This window comes from Mesorhizobium sp. NZP2298 (assembly GCF_013170825.1).
Lineage (GTDB): Bacteria > Pseudomonadota > Alphaproteobacteria > Rhizobiales > Rhizobiaceae > Mesorhizobium.
This window is the reverse complement of the sequence record NZ_CP033365.1, coordinates 5,604,519-5,626,480: the sequence shown is the minus strand read 5'-3', so window position 1 is coordinate 5,626,480 and position 21,962 is coordinate 5,604,519. Positions and strand designations below refer to the sequence as shown.

General features: G+C 63.7%; 19 protein-coding genes. 16 read left to right on the top strand and 3 right to left on the bottom strand.

From position 1 onward, the window contains the following. Positions 1-28: 28 nt before the first annotated feature. Positions 29-1,027 carry an ABC transporter substrate-binding protein gene (locus EB231_RS27230; RefSeq protein ID WP_172351529.1) on the bottom strand — a complete coding sequence of 333 codons (999 nt, stop codon included), beginning with the start codon at positions 1,025-1,027 and terminating at the stop codon, positions 29-31. Positions 1,028-1,068: 41 nt separating this feature from the next. Then, positions 1,069-3,174 (bottom strand): N,N-dimethylformamidase beta subunit family domain-containing protein, encoded by a 2,106-nt coding sequence (locus tag EB231_RS27225; RefSeq protein ID WP_172351528.1) that lies wholly within the window; start codon positions 3,172-3,174, stop codon positions 1,069-1,071. Between the two features lie 143 nt (positions 3,175-3,317). Here EB231_RS27225 and EB231_RS27220 point away from each other — a divergent pair, with 143 nt between their 5' ends. The 13 genes from EB231_RS27220 (at position 3,318) to EB231_RS27160 (ending at position 18,475) form a co-directional block, all read left to right on the top strand. After that, the gene (locus EB231_RS27220; protein ID WP_244735191.1) at positions 3,318-4,139 is read left to right on the top strand and encodes a LuxR C-terminal-related transcriptional regulator; all 822 of its coding nucleotides are present in this window, start codon (positions 3,318-3,320) and stop codon (positions 4,137-4,139) included. A 229-nt stretch (positions 4,140-4,368) separates the two neighbouring features. After that, positions 4,369-5,400, top strand: coding sequence for a cell division protein FtsZ (gene ftsZ, locus EB231_RS27215; RefSeq protein WP_172351527.1), 1,032 nt, complete (start codon positions 4,369-4,371; stop codon positions 5,398-5,400). A gap of 204 nt (positions 5,401-5,604) precedes the next feature. Continuing rightward, the gene (locus EB231_RS27210) at positions 5,605-6,579 is read left to right on the top strand and encodes a sugar-binding transcriptional regulator (RefSeq protein ID WP_172351526.1); all 975 of its coding nucleotides are present in this window, start codon (positions 5,605-5,607) and stop codon (positions 6,577-6,579) included. Positions 6,580-6,624: 45 nt separating this feature from the next. After that, positions 6,625-8,070 (top strand): ABC transporter substrate-binding protein, encoded by a 1,446-nt coding sequence (locus tag EB231_RS27205; RefSeq protein WP_172351525.1) that lies wholly within the window; start codon positions 6,625-6,627, stop codon positions 8,068-8,070. 156 nt (positions 8,071-8,226) lie between these two features. Next, positions 8,227-9,150 (top strand): carbohydrate ABC transporter permease, encoded by a 924-nt coding sequence (locus EB231_RS27200; protein WP_140769198.1) that lies wholly within the window; start codon positions 8,227-8,229, stop codon positions 9,148-9,150. 9 nt (positions 9,151-9,159) lie between these two features. After that, positions 9,160-10,017, top strand: coding sequence for a carbohydrate ABC transporter permease (locus EB231_RS27195; RefSeq protein ID WP_172351524.1), 858 nt, complete (start codon positions 9,160-9,162; stop codon positions 10,015-10,017). Between the two features lie 2 nt (positions 10,018-10,019). After that, positions 10,020-11,138: an ABC transporter ATP-binding protein gene (locus tag EB231_RS27190; protein WP_172351523.1), complete on the top strand. Its 1,119-nt coding sequence runs from the start codon at positions 10,020-10,022 to the stop codon at positions 11,136-11,138. Further along, positions 11,135-12,259 carry an ABC transporter ATP-binding protein gene (locus EB231_RS27185; protein ID WP_172351522.1) on the top strand — a complete coding sequence of 375 codons (1,125 nt, stop codon included), beginning with the start codon at positions 11,135-11,137 and terminating at the stop codon, positions 12,257-12,259. The genes EB231_RS27190 and EB231_RS27185 overlap by 4 nt, the downstream gene beginning before the upstream one ends. After that, positions 12,259-13,812 carry an FGGY-family carbohydrate kinase gene (locus EB231_RS27180; protein ID WP_172351521.1) on the top strand — a complete coding sequence of 518 codons (1,554 nt, stop codon included), beginning with the start codon at positions 12,259-12,261 and terminating at the stop codon, positions 13,810-13,812. Before EB231_RS27185 ends, EB231_RS27180 begins: the two co-directional genes overlap by 1 nt. Before the next feature lie 10 nt (positions 13,813-13,822). Next, positions 13,823-14,863 (top strand): 2-hydroxyacid dehydrogenase, encoded by a 1,041-nt coding sequence (locus EB231_RS27175; protein ID WP_172351520.1) that lies wholly within the window; start codon positions 13,823-13,825, stop codon positions 14,861-14,863. Positions 14,864-14,908: 45 nt separating this feature from the next. Continuing rightward, entirely contained in the window at positions 14,909-16,426 is a 1,518-nt protein-coding gene (locus EB231_RS27170) for a glycerol-3-phosphate dehydrogenase (RefSeq protein ID WP_172351519.1), read from the top strand. After that, positions 16,396-17,484 carry a class II aldolase/adducin family protein gene (locus tag EB231_RS27165; protein WP_246740726.1) on the top strand — a complete coding sequence of 363 codons (1,089 nt, stop codon included), beginning with the start codon at positions 16,396-16,398 and terminating at the stop codon, positions 17,482-17,484. The genes EB231_RS27170 and EB231_RS27165 overlap by 31 nt, the downstream gene beginning before the upstream one ends. A gap of 49 nt (positions 17,485-17,533) precedes the next feature. After that, positions 17,534-18,475 (top strand): sugar phosphate isomerase/epimerase family protein, encoded by a 942-nt coding sequence (locus EB231_RS27160; RefSeq protein ID WP_172351518.1) that lies wholly within the window; start codon positions 17,534-17,536, stop codon positions 18,473-18,475. Positions 18,476-18,539: 64 nt separating this feature from the next. Here the strand turns inward: EB231_RS27160 and fba are convergent, their stop codons facing one another. Continuing rightward, on the bottom strand, positions 18,540-19,604 hold the full coding sequence (gene fba, locus EB231_RS27155; protein ID WP_172351517.1) for a class II fructose-bisphosphate aldolase: 1,065 nt from the start codon (positions 19,602-19,604) through the stop codon (positions 18,540-18,542). Between the two features lie 272 nt (positions 19,605-19,876). Here fba and EB231_RS27150 point away from each other — a divergent pair, with 272 nt between their 5' ends. The 3 genes from EB231_RS27150 to derI all read left to right on the top strand — a co-directional run bounded on the left by EB231_RS27150 (position 19,877) and on the right by derI (position 21,924). Next, positions 19,877-20,647 carry a DeoR/GlpR family DNA-binding transcription regulator gene (locus EB231_RS27150; RefSeq protein WP_172351516.1) on the top strand — a complete coding sequence of 257 codons (771 nt, stop codon included), beginning with the start codon at positions 19,877-19,879 and terminating at the stop codon, positions 20,645-20,647. A 77-nt stretch (positions 20,648-20,724) separates the two neighbouring features. Beyond that, positions 20,725-21,453 carry a triose-phosphate isomerase gene (locus tag EB231_RS27145; protein ID WP_246741034.1) on the top strand — a complete coding sequence of 243 codons (729 nt, stop codon included), beginning with the start codon at positions 20,725-20,727 and terminating at the stop codon, positions 21,451-21,453. Positions 21,454-21,480: 27 nt separating this feature from the next. Beyond that, positions 21,481-21,924, top strand: a complete 444-nt coding sequence (gene derI, locus EB231_RS27140) for a D-erythrulose-4-phosphate isomerase (RefSeq protein WP_172351514.1) — start codon at positions 21,481-21,483, stop codon at positions 21,922-21,924. Positions 21,925-21,962 lie beyond the last annotated feature (38 nt).

The following is a 21,962-nucleotide window of genomic DNA, read 5'->3' as shown; positions in this document are numbered from 1 at the left end:
GATGGCCTGCCTCCCGGTTCGTAGGCGACTACTTGGAATGTGCCACGGTCGGGTCGATGGCGGCGCCGTAGGCGATATCCTTGTCGATCAGCTTGGCGGCGATCGCCGCCTTGACGATGCCGGGATAGGTGTCGGACTTGAACACGCCGTTCAGCGCCTTCTGGCTTTCGCTGACCGAATAATAGGACACGCCGTCGAAGGCCGTCGCGAGGTCCGCCGGCTCGGCGCCGACGCCCTTGGCGATGATCGCGCGGCCTTCCTCGGTGTGGGCGCGGTAATATTCGAGTGCCTGGTCCCAGCTCTTCAGCATGGCCTGCACCTGGCCCGGCTTCTTCTTCAGCGTCTCCTCCGGCACGGAGAGCACGTCGCTGATCAAGCCCGGCGCCTCGCCGGCCTCGGCCAGCACCTTGATGTTCTTGTCGGCGCCGATAGCGGCCGAAATATACGGTTCATAGGTCACCGCCGCCGGCACGGTGCCGGAAATGATAGCTGTACCGGCGCTGGCGGCCGGCATAGGCAGGACGTTGACGTCGTCGATGGTCATGCCGTTCTTCTGCAGCACGTAGTTCAGCAGCAGATCGCTGGTCGAGCCGCGCTCGAAGGCAACCTGCTTGCCCTTGAGATCGGCCACGGTCTTGATCTCGCTGTTGACCAGGATGGCATCGGCCTTTGTGCTGGCATCGAGCAGCAGCACGCCCTTGATCGGAATGCCGGCCTGCACCTTGGCCAGCAACTGCTGGATGGACTCATTGTCGCCGTCGACCTGTCCGGCGGCAACCGCCGCGCCCATATCCTTGTCTTCGACGAAATTGGTCAGCTCGACGCCTTCCAGCCCGTTGGCTTTGAAGAAGCCCTTTTCCTGGGCGATGTACCACATGCCGTAGCCGAGCCAGGGCGATATTGCGAGCTTGAACACGCCCGGTTCGACCGGCAGGCCCTGTGCCTTTGCCGTTTGTGTCGCGAACGGCATTGCGGTGGCGAGTGCCAACAGGGCGGCCGCCCCGATGAAGTGTTTTCTCAATCCCATGATCCTGGTCCTTGTTCCCAAAGTGTGATGTTGAACTGTCGCTATGCCGTCGAACCCGATCGGGCGGCGGGTTGGCCCCCGCTCTGTTGCTGTCGGACCGGGTTCGTCCGGCTCTTTGCCGCCGCCAGATGCGTCAGCAAATTCTTCGTGATCCTGCCGACGTCGTTCATGGCATCGCCGGTCGGCAACGCGCCGCACCAGGCGACCGAACTCGCGCAAAAGATCAGACCGCCCGAAGGCAGATGGCGCAGCGTCATCTCCGCGCAGCGTCGCGATGCGCGCTCCTCCGCGCCGCCCTCGTACCAGCGCGTCGCGTCATGGACGAAGCTGTCCGGGAAGCCGGTTGCGCGCGCGATGACCGTCGTATCGGGGGAGGTGCCAAGATGCGGATCGGTGGCATCGACCTCGTAGCCGGCCGCACCGCCAAGCACGATGCCCTCGTCGCCGAAGGCCTCGTTGGCGACCCCTTTGAACAGCCATGCGGCTGAAGCGTCATGGCTCTGCGGCGTGCGCGTGAACGGCCGCGCACCATCGAAACCCATCAGCGAGATGGCGACACCGGTCAGCGAGAATTCGCCACGCCCGCTGGCGCGAAGATGGCCGCCGGGCTGGTTGGTGATCGACAGCGACTGTTCGGCGATCGGGCCATCCCAGGTGCGGCCGGCCTCGAGCGGCGAACGGCGCAGTTCCATCAGATCGTTCTGGAATGCCACCTTGCCGGCAAAACCATTGCCGCCGAGATAGGCGATGCCGCCGCCTGTCGCGGCGAACTGGCGCAGCGCATGTTCCATCTCGACCGACATGTATTCGGGGTGGCTGCCGGTGATGACCGCTTGATAATCAAGCAAGCCGGCAAGGCCCCGCTCATGCAGGTCGCGATCGGTGATGAGATCGAAGGCGATGCCGTTATTGTGGCAGAAGCGCAGAAAATGCAGGTCGACCGGCAGATTGTGCGGGCAGCCGCATAGCGGGTAATTGTAGTCGTCGCGCAGGGTCGCCTTCGGCTTTTTGTAGGAAGCGATCGACACGCCGCTGAGGTCGCTGTGATAGTCGTAGAGCGACTTCAGATTGTTGTCGATCGCGAAGCGATGGCCACGATCCTCGCACATCCATTCGTAAAGATGCGCCGGCAGGAATTCATCCGCATAGGCGAGATAGGTGGCCGTCGGCACCAGGAACAGCAGCGGCGCACGGCGCACGGACGAGGTGATGAAGAAGACGATGCGCTCCGCTCCTTCGTCATGGCCGATCTCGAAGGCATAGACGCCCGCAGGCGCCTCGTCCGGAACATGCAGATGGTATGAGGCCGGCCACTGCAACGCGCCCATGTCGTCGTCATGGCAATGCACCGCGTCGTAATGCGACGGCAACAGCCGGGGGTCGAAACTTGATCCATCCCAGCGCCGCGAGGTCATGCAGAACGCCGGCTGGTTGATGGTTTCCAGCAAGAGGACGCTGTCTCCGCCGGCGGAGACGATCGGGCCGCTCGGCAGCAAGGTGGGGAACGTCCAGGCGATGTGTCCGGTCGCGGTCTGCAGCGCGATCGCCGAGAACTTGGCATTCAGCGTTTTGACATCGTTCGCCGCACTGGCGCCGAAGACCATGTCGCCGGTGGGAGACCAAGTCCGATCGAATTGACGATGCAGGCGATATGGCGACAAGAGGTCGTCCGAGCCGATCTTCAGGATCGTCCCGTTGCCATCGGACGAAATCTCGACCGTCAGCCACGTATTTGCCGGCAAGGTCTCGCCGATTTCCTGCGGCTTGCCGTCATGGCTTGATGTCAGACGTCCGTCCTGCAACCCAAGGCGCAGATTTCCGCATTCGAAGAGCACGCGGGGGCCGCCATTTCGAGTCAAATACACTTCGAAGGCGACGCCGCTGATCTCAGTGGCCTTGGCCATTTCCGTTGCCGCGATCTTCAGGAACGACCCATGGTCGAAGTCGCGATGCGACGCGGCATTCCCTGTCGGTTCGACACGCCAGTCCATGAACTCGGCCGTGGGCGTATCGAGCCGCACGATCCGCACGTCGCGCACTGGCCGAGACGAGGAGAGATGAAGCGCGACCGGCGCTCCGGCCGCTATGTGCCAGGGAACCGTGTAGCCCGAAACGGCCATGGCGCCATGATCGACGGGGCGTCTCATCGCGGCAAAAATCCGCGCCGCGATCCTGGCCTGTGTGCTCTCTTGAATGGCAAACTGGACAATTCTCTCGTACCCCTGTTTTTTTTGATTTACACTACGGGCATCGTTTCTTGGGGGTATATACCCCCATCGGGGTATGATTGGTGACAAAGTCCATCTTTGAAGGCCTCGCGCTGGCCATCGATGCGATCGGCAAACGCGAGTTTTATCCGGCTGTTACCGAGTATCTGCGGCGCTGCCTCAGCTACGACAATGTCATCGTCATCGTTTTCTCGGGCACCGCCGTGCCCAACGTGCTCTACAAGAAGATCTATGGCCCAGATGTGTTTCGCTATCTCGCCGAACAATATCTGCCGGCCGCCTATCTGCTTGATCCGATCTATCATTTTCACCTGAGGCGTGGCGCGCCGGGGCTCTATCGTCTTCTCGACGTTGCGCCTGACCAGTTTCGCCGCAGCCGCTATTTCAAGTGGTATTACGGGCGGATCGGCATCACCGACGAAATATCGGTCGTGCTGCCGATCGGGGAGAATGCCACCATCACCATCTCGATGGGCAAGGACGGTTCTTCCGGCCAGGCCTTCGCGGCCAAGGCCGAGGACTGCCTGCGCGCGCATGAGCCGGCGATCATGTCGCTGCTGCGCGCGCATTGGGTTGCCTCCGAAGCCCCGCCCGCGGTCGCTCCGCGCCCGATGTCGATCACCGACAGCCTGATCGCGGCGATGCGGACGCATCACAATGTGCTGTTGAGCAAGCGCCAGGCAGAAGTGGCGCTCCTCATTTTGCAGGGACACTCCTCGCCATCGATCGGTTTGAACCTCGGTGTCAGCCCGCAGACGGTGAAGGTTTTCCGCAAGCAGCTCTACAACAAATGCAGCCTGTCATCGCAGGCGGAGCTGTTCGCGCTGATGATGCCGATCCTGGAGCGAGCGACCAGCCAGGTTCCAGAGCGCAAGGCGTCCTGAAGAAGGCCGGATCACGGTCAATCGCCCGGGATCGGACCGCCGGTCGCACGAGGTCGGCCCCTTCATCACAAATCTTGAGCTTCCGCGCACTTGCACGTCCGGCCGCTCTCTGGCTTTTTGGGGCACCCATCCGAACGGACTGATTCGCGTCATGCCGCTCGATTGCAATGTCTTGCAGGCAATCCGCGGGTGGGTCGTGAAGCGCGCAATTGGCGAGGGAGAAGCAGGCATGGCCGAGTTCAAGAAGCCGGAAATCTCCGAGATGAGACCCAAGATCACCGTTATCGGCGTCGGTGGCGGCGGTGGCAACGCCATCAACAACATGATCGCGGAACAGCTTCAGGGAACCGAATTCATAGCCGCCAACACCGATGCCCAGGCGCTGACCATGTCGAAGGCGACGCGGCTGATCCAGCTTGGCGCGCACGTCACGGAAGGGCTGGGCGCGGGATCGCTGCCCGAGATCGGCCGTGCCGCGGCCGAGGAATCGCTCGACGAGATCATGGACCATCTGGCCGGCACGCATATGTGTTTCGTCACCGCCGGCATGGGCGGCGGCACCGGCACCGGCGCCGCGCCGATCATTGCGCAAGCGGCGCGCAAGGCCGGCATATTGACCGTGGGCGTCGTCACCAAGCCCTTTACCTTCGAGGGCAGGCGCCGCATGCAGATGGCCGAAGAGGGCATCGAGCGGCTGCGCGAAGCCGCCGACACGGTGATCGTCATCCCGAACCAGAATCTGTTCCGCATCGCCGATGCCAAGACCACCTTCGCCGATGCTTTCGTCTTCGCCGACCGGGTGCTTTATTCCGGCGTCAGCTGCATCACCGACCTGATCGTCAAGGAAGGCCTGATCAATCTCGACTTCGCCGACGTCAAATCGGTGATGCGCGGCATGGGCCGCGCCATGATGGGAACCGGCGAGGCATCAGGCGAAAGCCGGGCGATGAAGGCGGCGGAAGCCGCGATCGCCAACCCACTGCTCGACGAAGTATCGATGAAGGGCGCCAAGGGCGTTCTGGTGTCGATATCGGGCGGCCGGGACATGACCCTGTTCGAGGTCGACGAGGCCGCCACCCGTATCCGCGAGGAGGTCTATGAGGACGCCGACATCATCGTCGGCGCCATCTTCGACAAGAGCATGGAAGGCCGCTTCAGGGTTTCGGTGGTGGCGACCGGCCTCGACAGGGCGCTCGCCGATGCCGATGCCGGTGTCGCGCACGACCATTCCATGCCGTCCGCCGCAAGGATCTTGCAGTAGACCTTTTTCCTTCGAATTGACCGGCCACCGGGCAGGCGGCCTGCGAAATAACGCAGGCGCTGCGTACTCGCGCGCTCTCCGTATCCCTGGACGGCCAGGAGCCGTTTTGAACCTCCGTGCACGACGGCGGAAGGCTGGCGCTTGACTCTGATCGAGTCGTGTGAAAAATTTTGCAGCAACTGATAAAAATATCAAAGGGTGGAAATGGTAGGGTTCGGCAACGGTCTCCTGCGCGACGACGAAACCAGCATGGCGACACGCGCCGCGTGGCTTCACTATGCCGGTGGCCTGACCCAGTCGGAGGTCGCCAAGCGGCTGGGGCTGACCAGCCTCAAGGCCCATCGCCTCATCACCAAGGCCAACCAGGAAGGGCTGGTGAAGGTCTATATCGACGGCGAAGTCTCCGAATGCGTCGAGCTCGAGGACGAACTGTCCCGCCGCTACGGCCTCGATTATTGCGAGGTGGTTCCGGACTTCGATTCCGAGGATCTGCCGCTCAAGGCGCTCGGCATTGCTGGCGCGCAGTTCCTCAAGCGCGAGATCGAGCGCGGCGAAGAAGCACTGATCGGTGTCGGCCACGGCCGCACGCTGGCCGCCTGCGTGGAGTATCTGCCGCGCACCTCGACCGACAAGATCCGCTTCGTCTCGTTGCTTGGCGGCCTGACGCGCAAATTCTCGGCCAATCCGCATGATGTCATTCATCGGCTCGCCGAACGCACCGGCGCTGAAGCCTATGTGATGCCGGTGCCGATGTTCGCCAATACCGCCGAGGACCGGACCGTTCTGCTCGGGCAGAAGGGCATCAGCGAGGTCTTCGATCTCGCGCGGTCCGCCGACCTCTTGTTCGCCGGCATCGGCACCGCCGAGCGCGAGGCATCGCTGGTTGCCACCGGCATGATCGAAAAGGGCGAGATGGAGGAGATCCGCCGCAACGGCGGCGTCGGCGAATTACTCGGTCATTTCTTCGATGAAGCCGGCAAGGCGGTGGCGACCACCGTTTCCAACCGGGCGCTGGCGCTGACGCGGGAGGACATCGCCAGCCGCCGGATCGTCGCCGTCGCCGGCGGAAAAATCAAGGTTCGCGCCATCAAGTCCGTGCTGGAAGGCCGCTATCTCAAGGGCCTGATATCGGACGAGCGGACGGCGCGATCTCTCGTGGAGGAGACGCCGGTCGGGTAGCCGGCATCAGTTTGGTTGAAACTACCCTGTGGAGGAGAAGACGAAATGCATGAGAAAGAGAAAGACCTCATTGACGCCTTCCTGCGTGGACAGGTCGACCGTCGCGGACTGATCAAGGGCCTGGGTGCGATGGGCCTCGCCGCCGGCACGGCCGGCACGCTGCTCAATCTGGGGCAGACCCGCGCACTCGCCGCCGATTTCGACTGGCAGGCGCATAAGGGCAAGACCATCAAGCTCCTGCTCAACAAGCATCCCTATGCCGATGCGATGATTGCCGACCTCGAGAACTTCAAGAAGCTGACCGGCATGAACGTCGTCTATGACGTGTTCCCGGAAGACGTCTATTTCGACAAGGTCACGGCAGCACTTTCGGCCAGTTCGCCCGAATACGATGCCTTCATGACCGGCGCCTACATGACCTGGACCTATGGCCCTGCCGGCTGGATCACCGACCTCAACGAATGGATCAAGGATCCGGCCAAGACCAACCCGAACTATGCCTGGGACGACATCCTGCCGGGCGTGAAGTCATCCTGCGCCTGGAACGGCAAGCCGGGTGGGGCGCTGGGTTCGGAAGACGCCAAGCAGTGGTGCATTCCGTGGGCGTTCGAGCAGAACAACATCACCTACAACAAGGGCATGTTCGACAAGGCCGGCGTCGGTATTCCCGGTAATATCGACGAGATGATCACCACCGCGGCCAAGCTGCAGAAGGACATTGGCGGCGGCGTCTACGGCATCGGTGTGCGCGGTTCGCGCTCATGGGCGACGATCCATCCGGGCTTCCTGTCGGCCTATGCCAACTTCAACGAGAAGGACCTGACTGTTTCCGCCGACGGCAAGCTCGCGGCGGCGATGAACACGGCCGGCTCGAAGGCCTTCCACGCCAAATGGGTGCAGATGATCCAGGAGAGCGGCCCGAAGGACTGGTCGACCTACACCTGGTATCAGGTCGGCACCGACCTTGGCGCCGGTGCCTCGGCGATGATCTTCGACGCCGACTGCCTCGGCTACTTCATGAATGGCGGCGACAACAAGATGGCCGGCAAGCTTGCCTACGCCGCCTTCACCGCCAACCCTGAGGCCAAGGCCTCGACGCCCAACATCTGGATCTGGTCGCTGGCGATGTCCAACTTCTCGAAGGACAAGGACGCGACCTGGTACTTCCTGCAATGGGCCTCGGGTCCCGAGCACGGGCTGTTCGGCGCCACCAAGATGGATTTCGTCGATCCGGTCCGCCAGTCGGTCTGGAAGGACGAAATGTTCCGCGAGAAGCTGAACAAGAGCTATCCGGGTTACGTCGAGATGTTCGACGCCTCGGCGGCCGGTGCCTCGATCAAGTTCACGGCGCAGCCGCTGTTCTTCGACCTCACCACCGAATGGGCGGCGACGCTGCAGAAGATGGTGGCCAAGGAAGTGCCGGTCGACGAGGGCCTCGACAAGCTCGCCGAAAGCATCAACGGCCAGCTCAAGGAAGCCGGTCTCGGCTAGCCGGACCCGGAGACTGGCCTGCTCCGGCAGGCCAGTCCTGCCCACCATTTCAGGACTGCGATGCGGCACCGCGAGGTTGCCGCCAACTCGCCCACCGGCCGTCCGGCTCCCTCGGGCGGCCGGCAGGGCGAAGCAACAGGGATCACGGAGCAGCGGATGACCGCCGTAACAACCCAAAGGGCCGGGCCATCCGGCTTCAGGATCAGCAAGCGGGTGCTGCCCTATGTGCTCAGCCTGCCGGCTTTGCTTGTCTGTATCGGCATCCTGATCCCGTTCCTGACCTCGGTCGTCTATTCGTTCCAGCGCTATCGGCTGAGCCAGCCCTGGGCGCGGCAGTTCAACTGGGGCGACAACTACATCTCCTTCTTCACCGATCCGAAGTTCTGGAACACGCTCAAGGTCTCGCTACTCTATGCCGGCACCACCGTCGTGCTGGAGCTTCTTCTCGGCCTTGCCATCGCCTTGCTGCTGCAGAAGCGGTCGACGCTGAACAACTTCATCTCGATCATGCTCCTGATGCCGCTGATGACGGCGCCCGCACTTGCCGCGCTGATGTGGAAGCTGATGACCAATCCCGGCTTCGGCGTCTTGAGCTATCTCGCCAGTCTGATCGGGCTGCAGGATTTCCGCTGGGCATCGTCGCCGTCGACGGCGCTGTTCACGGTCGTCCTCGTCGACATCTGGGTCTACACGCCCTTCATCATGATCCTGCTGCTCGCCGGCTTGCGCAGTCTGCCGACGCAGCCCTTCGAGGCGGCGGCGCTGGATGGCGTGCCGAGGAGCTTCGTATTCTTCCGCATCACGCTGCCGATGCTGACCCCCTACATCCTGACGGCGACTTTGTTTCGCCTGCTCGATTCCATCCAGCAGTTCGACATCATCTATGCAATGACCCAAGGCGGCCCGGGCGACACGCTGACCGTCTTCCAGGTCGAGGCCTATCTCAACTTCTTCCAGTCGACCAATGTCGGCCGCTCGGCGGCGCTGATGATCATCCTGTGGGCGATCACCTACTTGCTCTCCAACATCTTCATCAAGAATTGGCTGCGGCTGCGCGAGCGCGCCCGCGGCCAGGCATAGGAGGCCGGGATGGAACATACCTCGCTTCTCGAACGCATCCTGCGTGGCATAGCGCTGACGCTGGTCGTGATCTTCTTCATGTTTCCGATCGTCTGGATATTCATGATGTCGTTCCAGACCAACGAGACCATCTTGCGCATTCCGCCGCAGCTGATCTTCGAGCCGACGCTCGCCAATTACACGGCGCTGATCACCGGCAAGCTGATCACCGCCGCAGGCACGCTCGACATTGCCTTCATGCGCAACCTCTGGAATTCGGTGTTCCTGTCGGTGACCTCGGTGGCGGTCTCGCTGCTGCTCGGCGTGCCGGCGGCCTACGCCTTCGCGCGCCACAAGTTCCGCGGCTCGGAGGACATCGCCTTTACGCTGCTGTCGTTCAAATTCGCGCCGGCGCTCTTGGTGCTGTTGCCGCTTACCCTCTATTTCCAGAAGCTCGGGCTCGCCAACACCTATATCGGGCTGATCTGGGTCTACCAGTTGATCTGCCTGCCGCTGATCCTGTGGATCGTGCGCGGCTATTTCGAGGATATTCCCGCCGACATCGAGTATGCCTACCGCATCGGCGGCCATTCCTGGTTCGCCACCTTCCGCAAGATCGCGCTGCCGCTCGCTGGTCCCGGCATCGCCGCCGCCGGCCTGCTCGCCTTCATCTTTGCCTGGAACAATTTCGTCTTCGCGCTGGTGCTGGCCTCGGCCGACAAGCAGCCGGTGACGGTCGGCGCGCTTGCCTTCATCACCTCCTCTGGCATCCAGTACGGCCAGATCTCGGCGGCCATCGTGCTCTCGATCACGCCGACGCTGGCGCTCGCCCTCTATGCACAGCGCTACCTGGTCGAAGGCCTCTCGCTCGGCGCGGTGAAAGGATAGACATGGCAAGCCTCGAACTCAGAAATGTCGTCAAGCGCTACAAGAGCCAGACCGTCCTCGACAATCTGTCGTTGACCGTCGCCGACGGCGAGACCCTCGTGCTGTTCGGTCCATCCGGAGCCGGCAAGACGGTGCTGCTGCGGCTGGTTGCCGGCGTCATCGATCCCGATGAAGGCAAGATCTTCATCGGCGGCGGCGACATGACCGATGTCGACGCGGAATTTCGTGGCGTCGGCATGGCGTTCCAGAATTTCGCGCTGTTTCCGCATATGAGCGCATTCGACAACATCGCGACGCCCCTGGAGGCCAAGCGGTCGTCGCCAAGCGCGATCAAGGCCGGCGTCGAGAGCGTCGCCAAGCTGTTGAAGATCGCCCATGTGCTCTCCCACAAGCCGCGCGCGCTCTCCAACGGCCAGAAGCAGCGCACGGCCCTTGCCCGTGCTTTGGTCGGCTCGCCGCCGCTTCTTCTGCTTGACGATCCCTTGCGCAATGTCGACGCCAAGCTGCGCTTCGAGATGCGGCTGGAACTGCCACGCCTGCTCGCCGACCGCGGCGCCACCGTCGTCTACGTGACCCAGGACTACAAGGAAGCCATGGCGCTCGGCGACCGGATCGCGGTGATGTCGCAAGGCGTCATCAGGCAGCTCGGCACCCCCGAGCAGATCTATCGCGAGCCGGCCAATATCGAGATCGCGCGGCTGTTCGGCGACCCGACCATCAACCTGCTCGACGTCAAGCCCGCGCGGGATACCAGGGGGATTTATGTCGGCCTGTCCAATGTCCAGGTCCATCTGGCAGGCGCCTACGACACGGCGGTCGGCCGCGATTGTGTGATCGGCCTGCGGCCGGAAGCGTTGAGCTTCGTCGAGGAGGGCATCCCCGGCGCCATTCCCGTGACGGTCGAGGCCGAGACGCCGCTCAACGAAAAGATCGTCACGCTGGTGCGCACCGTGCGCGGCCGCGAGATCCTGGTTTCGCGCCCGGCCGGAACGCCGGGGCGCAGCGAGGGCAAGGCCCATATCGCCGTCGACGGCAAGAGCGCCTTGCTGTTCGATCACGCCAGCGGCGAGCGCATCGGTTCGAAGAACGTCGTCGCTTTGCGCAATGGAGAAGCGGCATGAGCCAGAGCGCGCTCACCATAACCAGCGTCGACAAATTCTATGGCCCGATCGACCGGGGCGTCCACGCCGTCAAGAACCTGACCATGGAAATCGCCAAGGGCGAGATCGTGGCGCTGCTTGGTTCGTCCGGCTGCGGCAAGACGTCGACGCTGCGCATGATCGCCGGTTTCGAGGAGGTATCGCGCGGCGCGATCTCGGTTGGCGGCCGTCAGGTTCACACTCTGGCGCCGGTCAAGCGCAATGTGGCGATGGCGTTTGAGGGCTACTCGCTCTATCCACCGCTAACCGTGCGCGAGAACATGGCTTTCGCGCTCAAGGCGGCGCGGCTGCCGAAGAGCGAGGTCGACGCCAAGGTCGCCAGCATCGCCAAGCTGCTCGAGATCGAGGACATACTGGAGCGCTATCCGAGCTCGATCTCCGGCGGTCAGCAGCAGCGCGCCAGCCTCGGCCGCGCATTGATCCGCGAGGCCGATCTGCATCTCCTGGACGAGCCGATGGGGCAGCTCGAACCGCAGTTGCGCGCCGTGCTGCGCGGTCGCATCAAGCATTTCATCAAGGAGCGCGGCCTGACCGCGATCCTGGTCACCCACGACCAGACCGAGGCCAATGCGCTTGCCGACCGCATCGCGGTGATGGAAGGCGGCGTGCTGCAGCAGTTCGACACGCCGGACCGGATCAAGGAGCGCCCGGCGAACCTGTTCACCGGCACATTCGTCGGCGAGCCGCCGATGAACGTCTTCGAGGCCTATGTCGCGACAGCCGCCGGTCGCATCAATCTCAGGCTGCCCGACGGCCTGTCGCTCGACTACGACAAGGACGCCTTCAGCGCGCCGGTGCGCGATCAATTGCTCAGCCGCGAGCGGGTCGTCATCGGCATCAGGCCCTATGCGGTCCGGCGCTCGAAGGAAGGTGTTCCCGCCAGGGTTTCGGCCAACCAATGGCTCGGCGACCAGACGCACATAGCGGCCGACTTCGCCGGCGGCTCGCTAGTGCTGGTCGAGCATGACCGCACCCGCCTGGATCTTGGTGCGCCGATCAATGTCAGCATCGATCCGAAAAACCTGCATGTCTTCGATCAGGCCAGCGGCAAGGCGATTTCGCACGGCATGGAGCTTGCGTGATGCGCGACATACTGATCGGCATCGATGCCGGTACCTCCGTCATCAAATCCATCGCTTTCGACACGGCGGGCCGGCAGATTGCCGCCGCAGCACTGCCCAACCACTATGAGACACTGCCGGGCGGCGGCGCCGAACAGGATCTGGCGCGCACATGGAGCGATGCCGCCACGACATTGCGCCAACTCGCCGACAAGGTGCCCAATCTCGCCAGCCGGACGGTGGCGATCGCGGTGACCGGGCAAGGCGATGGCACCTGGCTGATCGACGCCAAGGGCGAGCCGGTGGCCAAGGGCTGGCTCTGGCTCGACGCGCGCGCCGCGGCCATTGTCGAGGAGATCCGCGCGCGGCCCGAGGATCGGCTTCGCTTCGAAAAGACCGGCAGCGGGCTTGCCGCCTGCCAGCAAGGCTCGCAGTTCGTCTTCATGAAGCGCACCATGCCCGAAATGCTCGGCAAGGCGGCGACCGCGTTCCACTGCAAGGACTGGCTCTATTTCAAGCTGACAGGCGAACGCGCCACCGATCCTTCCGAGGGAACCTTCACCTTCGGCGATTTCCACACCCGCGACTACTGCGACGATGTGCTCGCCGTGCTCGGCGTCGCCGATCTCAGGCATCTGCTGCCGCCGATCGTCGACGGCACCAGGCACGGCACCGGGCTGTCGCGGGCGGCGGCCGACGCCACCGGCATGCTGGCCGGTACGCCGGTGGTGCTCGGCTATGTCGATGTCGTCTGCACCGCGCTCGGCGCAGGCTTGCTCGACCGCGAGCGCAAGCCCGGCTGCTCGATCGTCGGCTCCACCGGCATGCATATGCGGCTGGCCGAGACCCCCGACGATGTGCAGCTCAACGAAGCAGCGACCGGTTACACCATGGCGATGCCGGCGCCCGGCGTGTTCGCGCAGATGCAGTCGAACATGGCGGCGACGCTCAACATCGACTGGGTGCTTGGCCTTGCCTCCGGCATCCTCGCCTCCCAAGGCATTTCGCGCAGCAATGGCGAGATGATCGCGCTGGTCGATGCCTGGATAGCGGCCTCGCAGCCCGCCTCGCTGCTCTATCAGCCCTATGTGTCGGAGGCGGGTGAGCGAGGGCCGTTCGTCGATGCCAATGCGCGGGCGGGCTTCGTCGGCATTTCCTCGCGGCACGGCTATGCCGACCTCGTCCGCGCCGTCTTCGAAGGGTTGGCCTTTGCGGCGCGCGATTGCTACGCGGCCATGGGGCCGCTGCCGCGCGAAGTCCGCCTGACAGGCGGTGCGGCCAGGAGCCCGGCACTGCGCAAGATCCTGGGTGCGGCGGTGGGTGCCGATATCCGCACCAGCGCGCGTGAAGAGGCGGGAGCGGCTGGCGCGGCGATGATCGCCGCTGTCTGTGTCGGTCTCTACCCGTCCATGGACGAGTGCGTCGGCGAATGGGTGACACCGCTGCTTGGCGAAGCCGAGCCGAGCGACCGGGACCTCGCTGCGATCTACGACAAGATGATCCCATCCTACATGTTGGCGCACCAGGCATTGCGGCCGGTCTGGCGCGCTATGGCTTCAGTGCAGGCAAGTTGAGAAATCGAGTATGCGTAAGAGAATAGCGATCATTGGCGACAACTTCATGCTTCCGGAGGTGTTTCGCGCCAAAATCGAGAAGGTCGCGAGCGGCGACCTCGATATCAGGACATTGCAGACGGCCTGGCCCGACGAGCCGATGGAGTTCGGCAATCCGGCGCTCGGCCTCGACAAGATCAAGGAGTATTTCGGCCACCCCGACGAGGTCGTCGATTTCATCGGCGATGCCGAAATCCTTGTCACCCAGTTGGCGCCCCTGTCGGAGGGCATGATGCGTCGCATGCCGGGTCTCAAGCTGGTCGCGGTTTCGCGCGGCGGCCCGATCAACATCGACATGACGGCGGCCAAGGCGCACGGCATCACCGTCGTCAATGTGCCTGGCCGCAACGCGACCGCAGTGGCCGAGTTCACCATTGGTGCCATCCTGGCCGAGACGCGGCTGATCCGGGTCGGCCACGAGGCCTTGCGCAAGGGCGACTGGCGCGGCGATCTCTACCGCGCTGACCGCACCGGTCGCGAACTCAACGAAATGACCGTCGGCGTCGTCGGCTACGGCAATATCGGCACCAAGGTGGTGCGCCTGCTGCGAGCCTTCGGCTGTCACGTCCTGGTCAGCGACCCCTATGTGCAGTTGAGCGCCGAGGACCGCAATGCCGGCGTCGAACTCGTCGCGCTTGACGATCTCCTCTCCCGCTCAGATGTGGTCACGCTGCATTCGCGGGTGACCGAGGAGACGCGCGGCCTGATCGGCAAGGACACCATCGCGCGGATGAAGCCTGGTGTGATCTTCGTCAACACCGCGCGCGGGCCCCTGGTCGACTATGACGCGCTCTACGAGGCGCTGGTTTCGGGCCAGATCGCCAGCGCCATGCTGGAGACGTTCGCGGTCGAACCGGTTCCATCGGACTGGCCTTTGCTGCAGCTTCCCACTGTGACGCTGACGCCGCATATCGCCGGCGCCTCGGTGCGCACCGTCACCTATGCCGCCGAACAGGCCGCCGAAGAGGTGCGCCGCTACCTCGCCGGCCTGCCTCCGGTCAATCCATGCTGAGGCAACGGCCATGACGCATCAAATCGGCATCGAGGCCATGGCGGCATGATCGGTGGCACTGAAATCGTCGACCTCTTCGTCATCGGCGGCGGTATCAACGGCGCCGGCATTGCGCGTGATGCCGCCGGCCGAGGCCTTTCCGTCATCCTGTGCGAAAAGGACGATCTCGCCGAAGGCACCAGCTCGCGCTCGGGCAAGCTCGTCCATGGCGGCTTGCGCTATCTCGAATATTACGAATTCCGCCTGGTGCGCGAAGCGCTGATCGAGCGCGAGGTGCTCCTGGAATCGGCGCCGCACATCATCTGGCCGATGCGCTTCGTGCTGCCGCACAGCCCGGACGACCGGCCAGCCTGGCTGGTGCGGCTCGGCCTGTTCCTCTACGACCATCTCGGCGGCCGCAAGCGGCTGCCGGCGACCCGCACGCTCAACCTGCGCACCGCGCCCGAAGGCGCGCCGATCAAGGACGCCTTCCGGCGCGGCTTCGAGTATTCCGATTGCTGGGTCGACGACGCCCGCCTCGTCATCATCAACGCGCTCGACGCCGCCGAGCGCGGCGCCAGGGTTTTCACCCGAACCGCCTGCACCGCCGCCCGCCGCGAGAACGGGCTGTGGGTTGTCGAGATGCAGGACGGCAGGACGGGCATCAGGACGATGGTTCGAGCCCGCGCGCTGATCAATGCCGCCGGCCCCTGGGTCAATGACATAGTCAACCGCGTTGCTGGCCAGAACTCCAGGCGCAATGTCCGCCTGGTCAAGGGCAGCCACATCGTCGTGCCGAAATTCTGGGAGGGGCGTCAGGCCTATCTCATCCAGAACAGCGACAAGCGTGTGATCTTCATCAACCCCTATCAGAACGATCTCGCCCTGATCGGCACCACCGACATTCCCTATGATGGCCGGCCTGAGGATGTGGCGGCGGATGGGAGTGAGATTGACTACCTGATCAGGGTGGTCAACCGCTATTTCAAGCGCGGACTCGCGCGCGGCGATGTCGTCTATTCGTTCTCCGGCGTCAGGCCGCTCTACGACGACAATGCCGACAATCCCAGCGCCGTCACCCGCGATTACATTTTCGAGCTCGACGCACCGGACGGGCAGGCGCCGCTGCTCTCCGTCTTCGGCGGCAAGATCACCACCTTCCGCAAACTGGCCGAGCATGCGCTGGACAGGATCGCTCCGTTCTTTCCCAAAATGGGCAAGCCGTGGACCGCGAAGGCGCATCTGCCCGGCGGTGACATCGCCAATGCCGATTTCGAACAGTTTCTCGGCGATCTCGGAGATGAGTATCCATGGATGCCGGCATCGCTGCTCAAGCATTATGGTCGGCTCTACGGCACCAGGACACGGGCTTTGGTTGGCGCGGCCCGTTCGATCGATGAACTCGGGCGCTGCTTCGGCAGGGACTTCTTTGAGCGCGAGGCCAATTATCTCTTCGACCGGGAGTGGGCTTTGACGTCGGCCGATATCCTGCAGCGGCGCACCAAGCATGGCCTGCATTTGTCCGCCGAGGAGAGGGCGGCTTTCGAGCACTGGTGCGTGAACCGGCTGGCGAAGGCAGGCTGATGGTCCATCCCGTCGATACCGGCACCACCGAATTCCGCATGCTGCGCTCCTTGTCGGCCAGTATCGGCGCCGATCCGCTGCTGGTCCAGGGCGCTGGCGGCAACACCTCCATCAAGCAGGCCGGCGTGCTGTGGATCAAAGCCTCAGGCACATGGCTGAAGAACGCGCGCGACGATGAGATCATGGTGCCGGTCGCGCTGGCGCCACTGCTCGATGCAGTGGCGCATCGCAGCCCGGCGGCGGAGGTGGCTGGGCAGTTCACGCTGGCGGACCTCAATCCTCGCCAACTGCGGCCCTCCATCGAGACGACGGTGCATGCTTTGCTGCCGCAGAAGATCGTCGTCCACGTCCATTGCGTCGAGACGATCTCGATCGCCGTACAGGCCAATGCCGAAGCCCTGCTGGAGGAGCGCCTGCGTGGCCTCGATTGGGCTTTCGTCCCCTACCGCCGGCCTGGCTTGCCGCTGGCGCAAGGGATCGCCGAGCGGCTGAAGCCTGCGACCAACGTGCTCGTGCTTGGCAATCATGGGCTGGTGGTCGCTGCCGACACGGTAGCCGAAGCGGCGTTGCTTCTACAACGGGTGACCGGGCTGCTCGCGCGGCCGCGACGGCCGGCTCCAGCCCCCGATCTCGATGCACTGCTGAGGCTTGCTGCCGGCAGCGACTACCGGTTGCCGGCCTCGGCCGCCGCGCATGCCGTCGCGACCGATCTCGCCAGTTGCCGCATCGCCGCTTCCGGCAGCCTCTATCCGGATCATGTCATCTTTCTCGGCGTCGGCTCGGTGATCGCCGGTCCCGGCGAGAACGCGGCGGCGACCGTCGCCCGCACTGCGGCCGCGCCGACGTCCATCCTCTTTCCCGGCAAGGGCGTGCTGATGCGCCGGGATGCCAATGCCGGTGCCGAAGCGATGGCGCGTTGCCTGGCCGACGTCGTCGCCCGCGTCGATAGCGCGGCGCGCGTCAACTATCTCAGTCCGAAGGAGAATGCCGAACTGTTGAACTGGGACGCTGAAAAATACCGCCAGCAACTCAACTGCGAGGGGGCGACGCTGCAATGACGGCATTCCGCTCCACAATCGCGCCGTTGCGCCGGGAGGGATAGCGGCCTTGGCCTTCACGCTCTCCCTCAACACCAATCCGCTGGTCAACCGCTTTGCCGATCCGGCTGATCTGATCGACACCATCGCCTACGGCATTGGCATCAGGGACGTGCAACTCACGCATGAATTCGTCAATCCGGGCTGGCCGGCGGCGACGATCGTCAAATTCGTCCGCCTGTTTCGCGGTGCACTCTCCCGCACCGGCGTGCGTATCACCTCCGGTATGACCGGTCCTTACGGCCGGCTCAATCATTTCGGCCATCCCGACGCGGATGTGCGCCGCTACTATGTCGACTGGTTCAAGACGTTCGCAGACATCTCGGCCGAACTTGGCGCCAGCGGCATGGGCACGCAGTTCGCCATCTTCACCCATCGCGACTTTGACGACCCCGAGCGTCGCGCGCGGTTGTTCGACATCGCGCTGGACTGCTGGCGCGAGGTGGCCGAGCACGCCCGTGCGGCCGGACTGAGCTACCTGTTCTGGGAGCCGATGTCGGTCGGCCGCGAGTTCGGCCACACCATCGAGAACTGCCGGATGCTGCAGAGCGCGATCGACGCCGCCGGCATGGCCATTCCGCTGGAGATGATGGTCGACATTGACCACGGCGACGTCACCTCAAGCAATCCGGCCGACATCGATCCCTATGCCTGGGCCGGGGCCTTTCCCAGGAAGTCGCCGATCATCCACATCAAGCAGTCGTCGATGAACAAGGGCGGCCATTGGCCGTTCACATCAGCCTACAACAGGGACGGCCGTATCACGCCGGAAAAGCTGCTGGAGACGGTGCGCCGCGGCGGTGGCACCGACAACGAGATTTGCCTCGAACTGTCGTTCCGTGAGCGTGAGCCGGTCGACCATCAGGTGGTCGCCATGATCCGCGAGTCCGTCGACTATTGGGCGCCGTTCATCGAGACAGGCAGGCCCAGCCTTTTGCCAAGGGCCGAATAGAGATCGGGCAGCAGCCTGTGCGGCTCCTGCCCGAAGATGCAGCCAGATTTTCGGTCGGCGGGACTCAGCCGAATTTCGGGTCGAGGCTGCCCGATTTGTAGCGCTTGGCCATTTCCGAGACCGGCAGCGGCTTGATCTTCGGCGCGTTGCCTGCGGTGCCGAACTGCTCGAACCGCTCCTTGCAGAGCTTGCGCATCGCCGCCATTGCCGGCGTCAGATATTTGCGTGGGTCGAACTCGCTCGGGTTTTCCGTCAGCACCTTGCGGATCGCGCCGGTCAGCGCCATGCGGTTGTCGGTGTCGATGTTGATCTTGCGCACGCCGTGCTTGATGCCGCGCTGGATCTCCTCGACCGGCACGCCCCAGGTCGGCTTCATCTGGCCGCCATATTTGTTGATGATCTCCTGCAACTCCTCCGGCACGGAGGAAGAGCCGTGCATGACCAGATGCATGTTCGGCAGGCGGCGGTGGATCTCCTCGATGACGTTCATCGCCAGCACCGCGCCGTCCGGCTTGCGCGAGAATTTGTAGGCGCCGTGGCTGGTGCCCATGGCCACCGCCAACGCATCGACATGGGTGTCCTTGACGAACTGCACCGCCTGCTCCGGATCGGTCAGAAGCTGGTCGTGGCTGATCGCGCCTTCGACGCCGTGGCCGTCCTCCTGCTCGCCGCCGCCGCTCTCCAGTGAGCCCAGCACGCCGATCTCGCCTTCGACAGAGACGCCGCCCCAATGCGCCATGTCGACGACGCGTTTGGTGATGCCCGAATTATAGGCGTAGTCGGCCGGCGACTTGCCGTCCTCCTTGAGTGAGCCGTCCATCATCACCGAGGTGAAGCCGTACTGGATCGCGGTGACGCAGGTGGCTTCGTTGTTGCCATGGTCGAGATGCATGCAGACCGGGATATCGGGGTGGATTTCGACCAGCGCGTCGATCAGCTTGGCCAGCACCACGTCATTGGCATAGGCGCGCGCACCGCGGCTTGCCTGCAGGATGACAGGCGATTTGGTCTCTTCCGCCGCCTCCATGATGGCGAGGCCTTGTTCCATGTTGTTCATGTTGAAGGCCGGCACGCCATAGCCGTGTTCGGCGGCGTGATCGAGCAATTGTCTCAGTGTGATGCGAGCCAACGAATAGTCTCCCGTATCTGGTTTCGAACCTGTGGTTGCGGACTGTCCGCGCATCGTCCAGCCCACCGATGCTTCTGGCCGGATTTCGGCCCAACCGCAACCGTAACCGGTCGTCCCAGCTGCAATTCTTGTTACAGGGCCGCGATCAGGGCAAGCGGAATATCCCAAGAAATCGTCCCATTATCACAAAATATTTGCTACTTTTGCGACGATATCTGTTATCGTTTGGGTCCGGTCAGGGAGCCACGCTTCGGCGTTGGCGGTCAGCGGCAATGAAGAGCGATATCAGGCGTCAAGGCATCATGGAGTTTCTGATGGACGCCGGTCAGGCCGGCGTCGACGACCTGGCTTTGCTCTTTGGCGTCTCCAAGATGACCGTGCACCGCGACCTCGACGAGCTCGAGGAAAGCGGGTTCTTGCGCAAGGTGCGCGGCGGCGCCTCGATCCAGCCGAGCGGTCTGTTCGAAAGCGATTTCCGCTACCGTCAGAAGCAGGCGACCGAGGAAAAGCAGCGCTTGGCGGCTGCCGCTGTGGGCATGATCGAGCCCGGCCAGACCGTGATCATCGACGATGGCTCGACGGCGGGCGGCATTGCGCGGCATCTCGCCGATCTGCGGCCGCTGACCGTGATCACCAACAATCTGGCCGTTATCCAGGATCTGGCCGGCGCAGGTGGCATCAGCCTGATCGCGCTCGGCGGCCAGTACAGCAAGAAGTTTCACGGCTTCTTCGGCCTGCTGGCTGAGGCGTCGCTCAAATCGCTGCGCGCCGACGTTGCCTTCCTGTCATCCTCGGCCATCCATGGCGCTTCCGCGTTCCACCAGGACCAGGAGGTGGTGCAGGCCAAGCGGCTGATGATGGCGGCGGCGACCCGCAAATATCTGCTGGTCGATCACGGCAAGTTCGGCCGCACGGCGCTCCACTTCCTCACCGATCTCAGCGCCTTCGACACGGTCTTTACGGGCCGGGCGCCCGAGCCGGCGATGCGCGCCGCGCTGGATGTCGCTGGCGTGTCGCTGACGGTGATCGACAAGGGATCATGATCCCGAAGACGGGCGCTGATCGCTGGACAAAATAAGGAGCAGTACGCGTGGTTTACTGGGTCGGTACAAGCTGGAAGATGAACAAGACGCTCGCCGAGGCGATGGCTTTCGCTCAGCGCCTGGCCGGTTTCATCCCAGACTTCGATGACCGCATCCAGCCTTTCGTGATCCCGCCTTTCACGGCGGTGCGCGAGGTCAAGCGGGCGCTGTCGTCGACGCGCGTCAAGGTCGGTGCTCAGAACATGCATTGGGCCGATGCCGGCGCCTGGACCGGCGAGATCTCGCCGCTGATGCTGATGGATTGCGGGCTCGATCTGGTCGAGCTCGGCCACAGCGAACGGCGCGAGCATTTCGGCGAGACCGACCGCACCGTCGGCCTGAAGACGGCCGCCGCCGTGAAGCACGGATTGATACCGCTGATCTGTGTCGGCGAGACGTTGGCCGAGCGCGAAGGCGGCAAGGCCGATGCCGTGTTGAGCGCCCAGGTCGAGGGGGCGCTGCAATATCTCGAAGGTCAGGCGAAGGGCACAAAAATCCTGTTCGCCTATGAGCCTGTCTGGGCGATCGGCGACAAGGGCATTCCGGCCAGCTCCGACTATGCCGACAAGCAGCAGGCGTTGATCAAGAAGGTCGCCGGCGGTCTGCTGCCGTCCGTGCCGCCGGTCCTCTATGGCGGCAGCGTCAATCCCGGCAATGCCGCCGAGCTGATCGGTCAGCCCAATATCGATGGCCTCTTCATCGGCCGCTCCGCCTGGCAGGCGGATGGCTACATCGACATCCTAGGCCGTGCTTCGGCGGCGATCTGAAATCATCCAAACACGAAAGGGAAAACCATGAAAATAGCCATTGGAGCCGACAGCGCCGGCAAGCCGCTGCTCGATGTCATCGCCGCACACCTTGCCACCAAATCCGGCCTGACGGTCAGTGATCTCAGCCAGGCCGGCTACTATGCCGACCTCTCGCAAAAACTCGCCCAGACCATCATCGATGGCGAGAACGAGCGCGGTATCCTGTTCTGCGGCACTGGCATCGGCGTGTCGATCTCGGCCAACAAGGTGCCGGGCATCCGCGCCGCACTCACCCACGATACCTATTCGGCCGAGCGGGCCGCGAAATCCAACAACGCGCAGATCATCACCATGGGCGCCCGCGTCATCGGCCCGGAATTGGCCAAGGCGATCGTCGATACGTGGCTGGCGTCGGAATTCGACGACAAAGGTCCCTCGGCCGGCAATGTCGAGGCGATCAACAGGCTCGACGCGGTGAAGCCTGCATGAGCCGCAGGCCCGCGGCATAGCTGGGCGGGCTTGGTTCC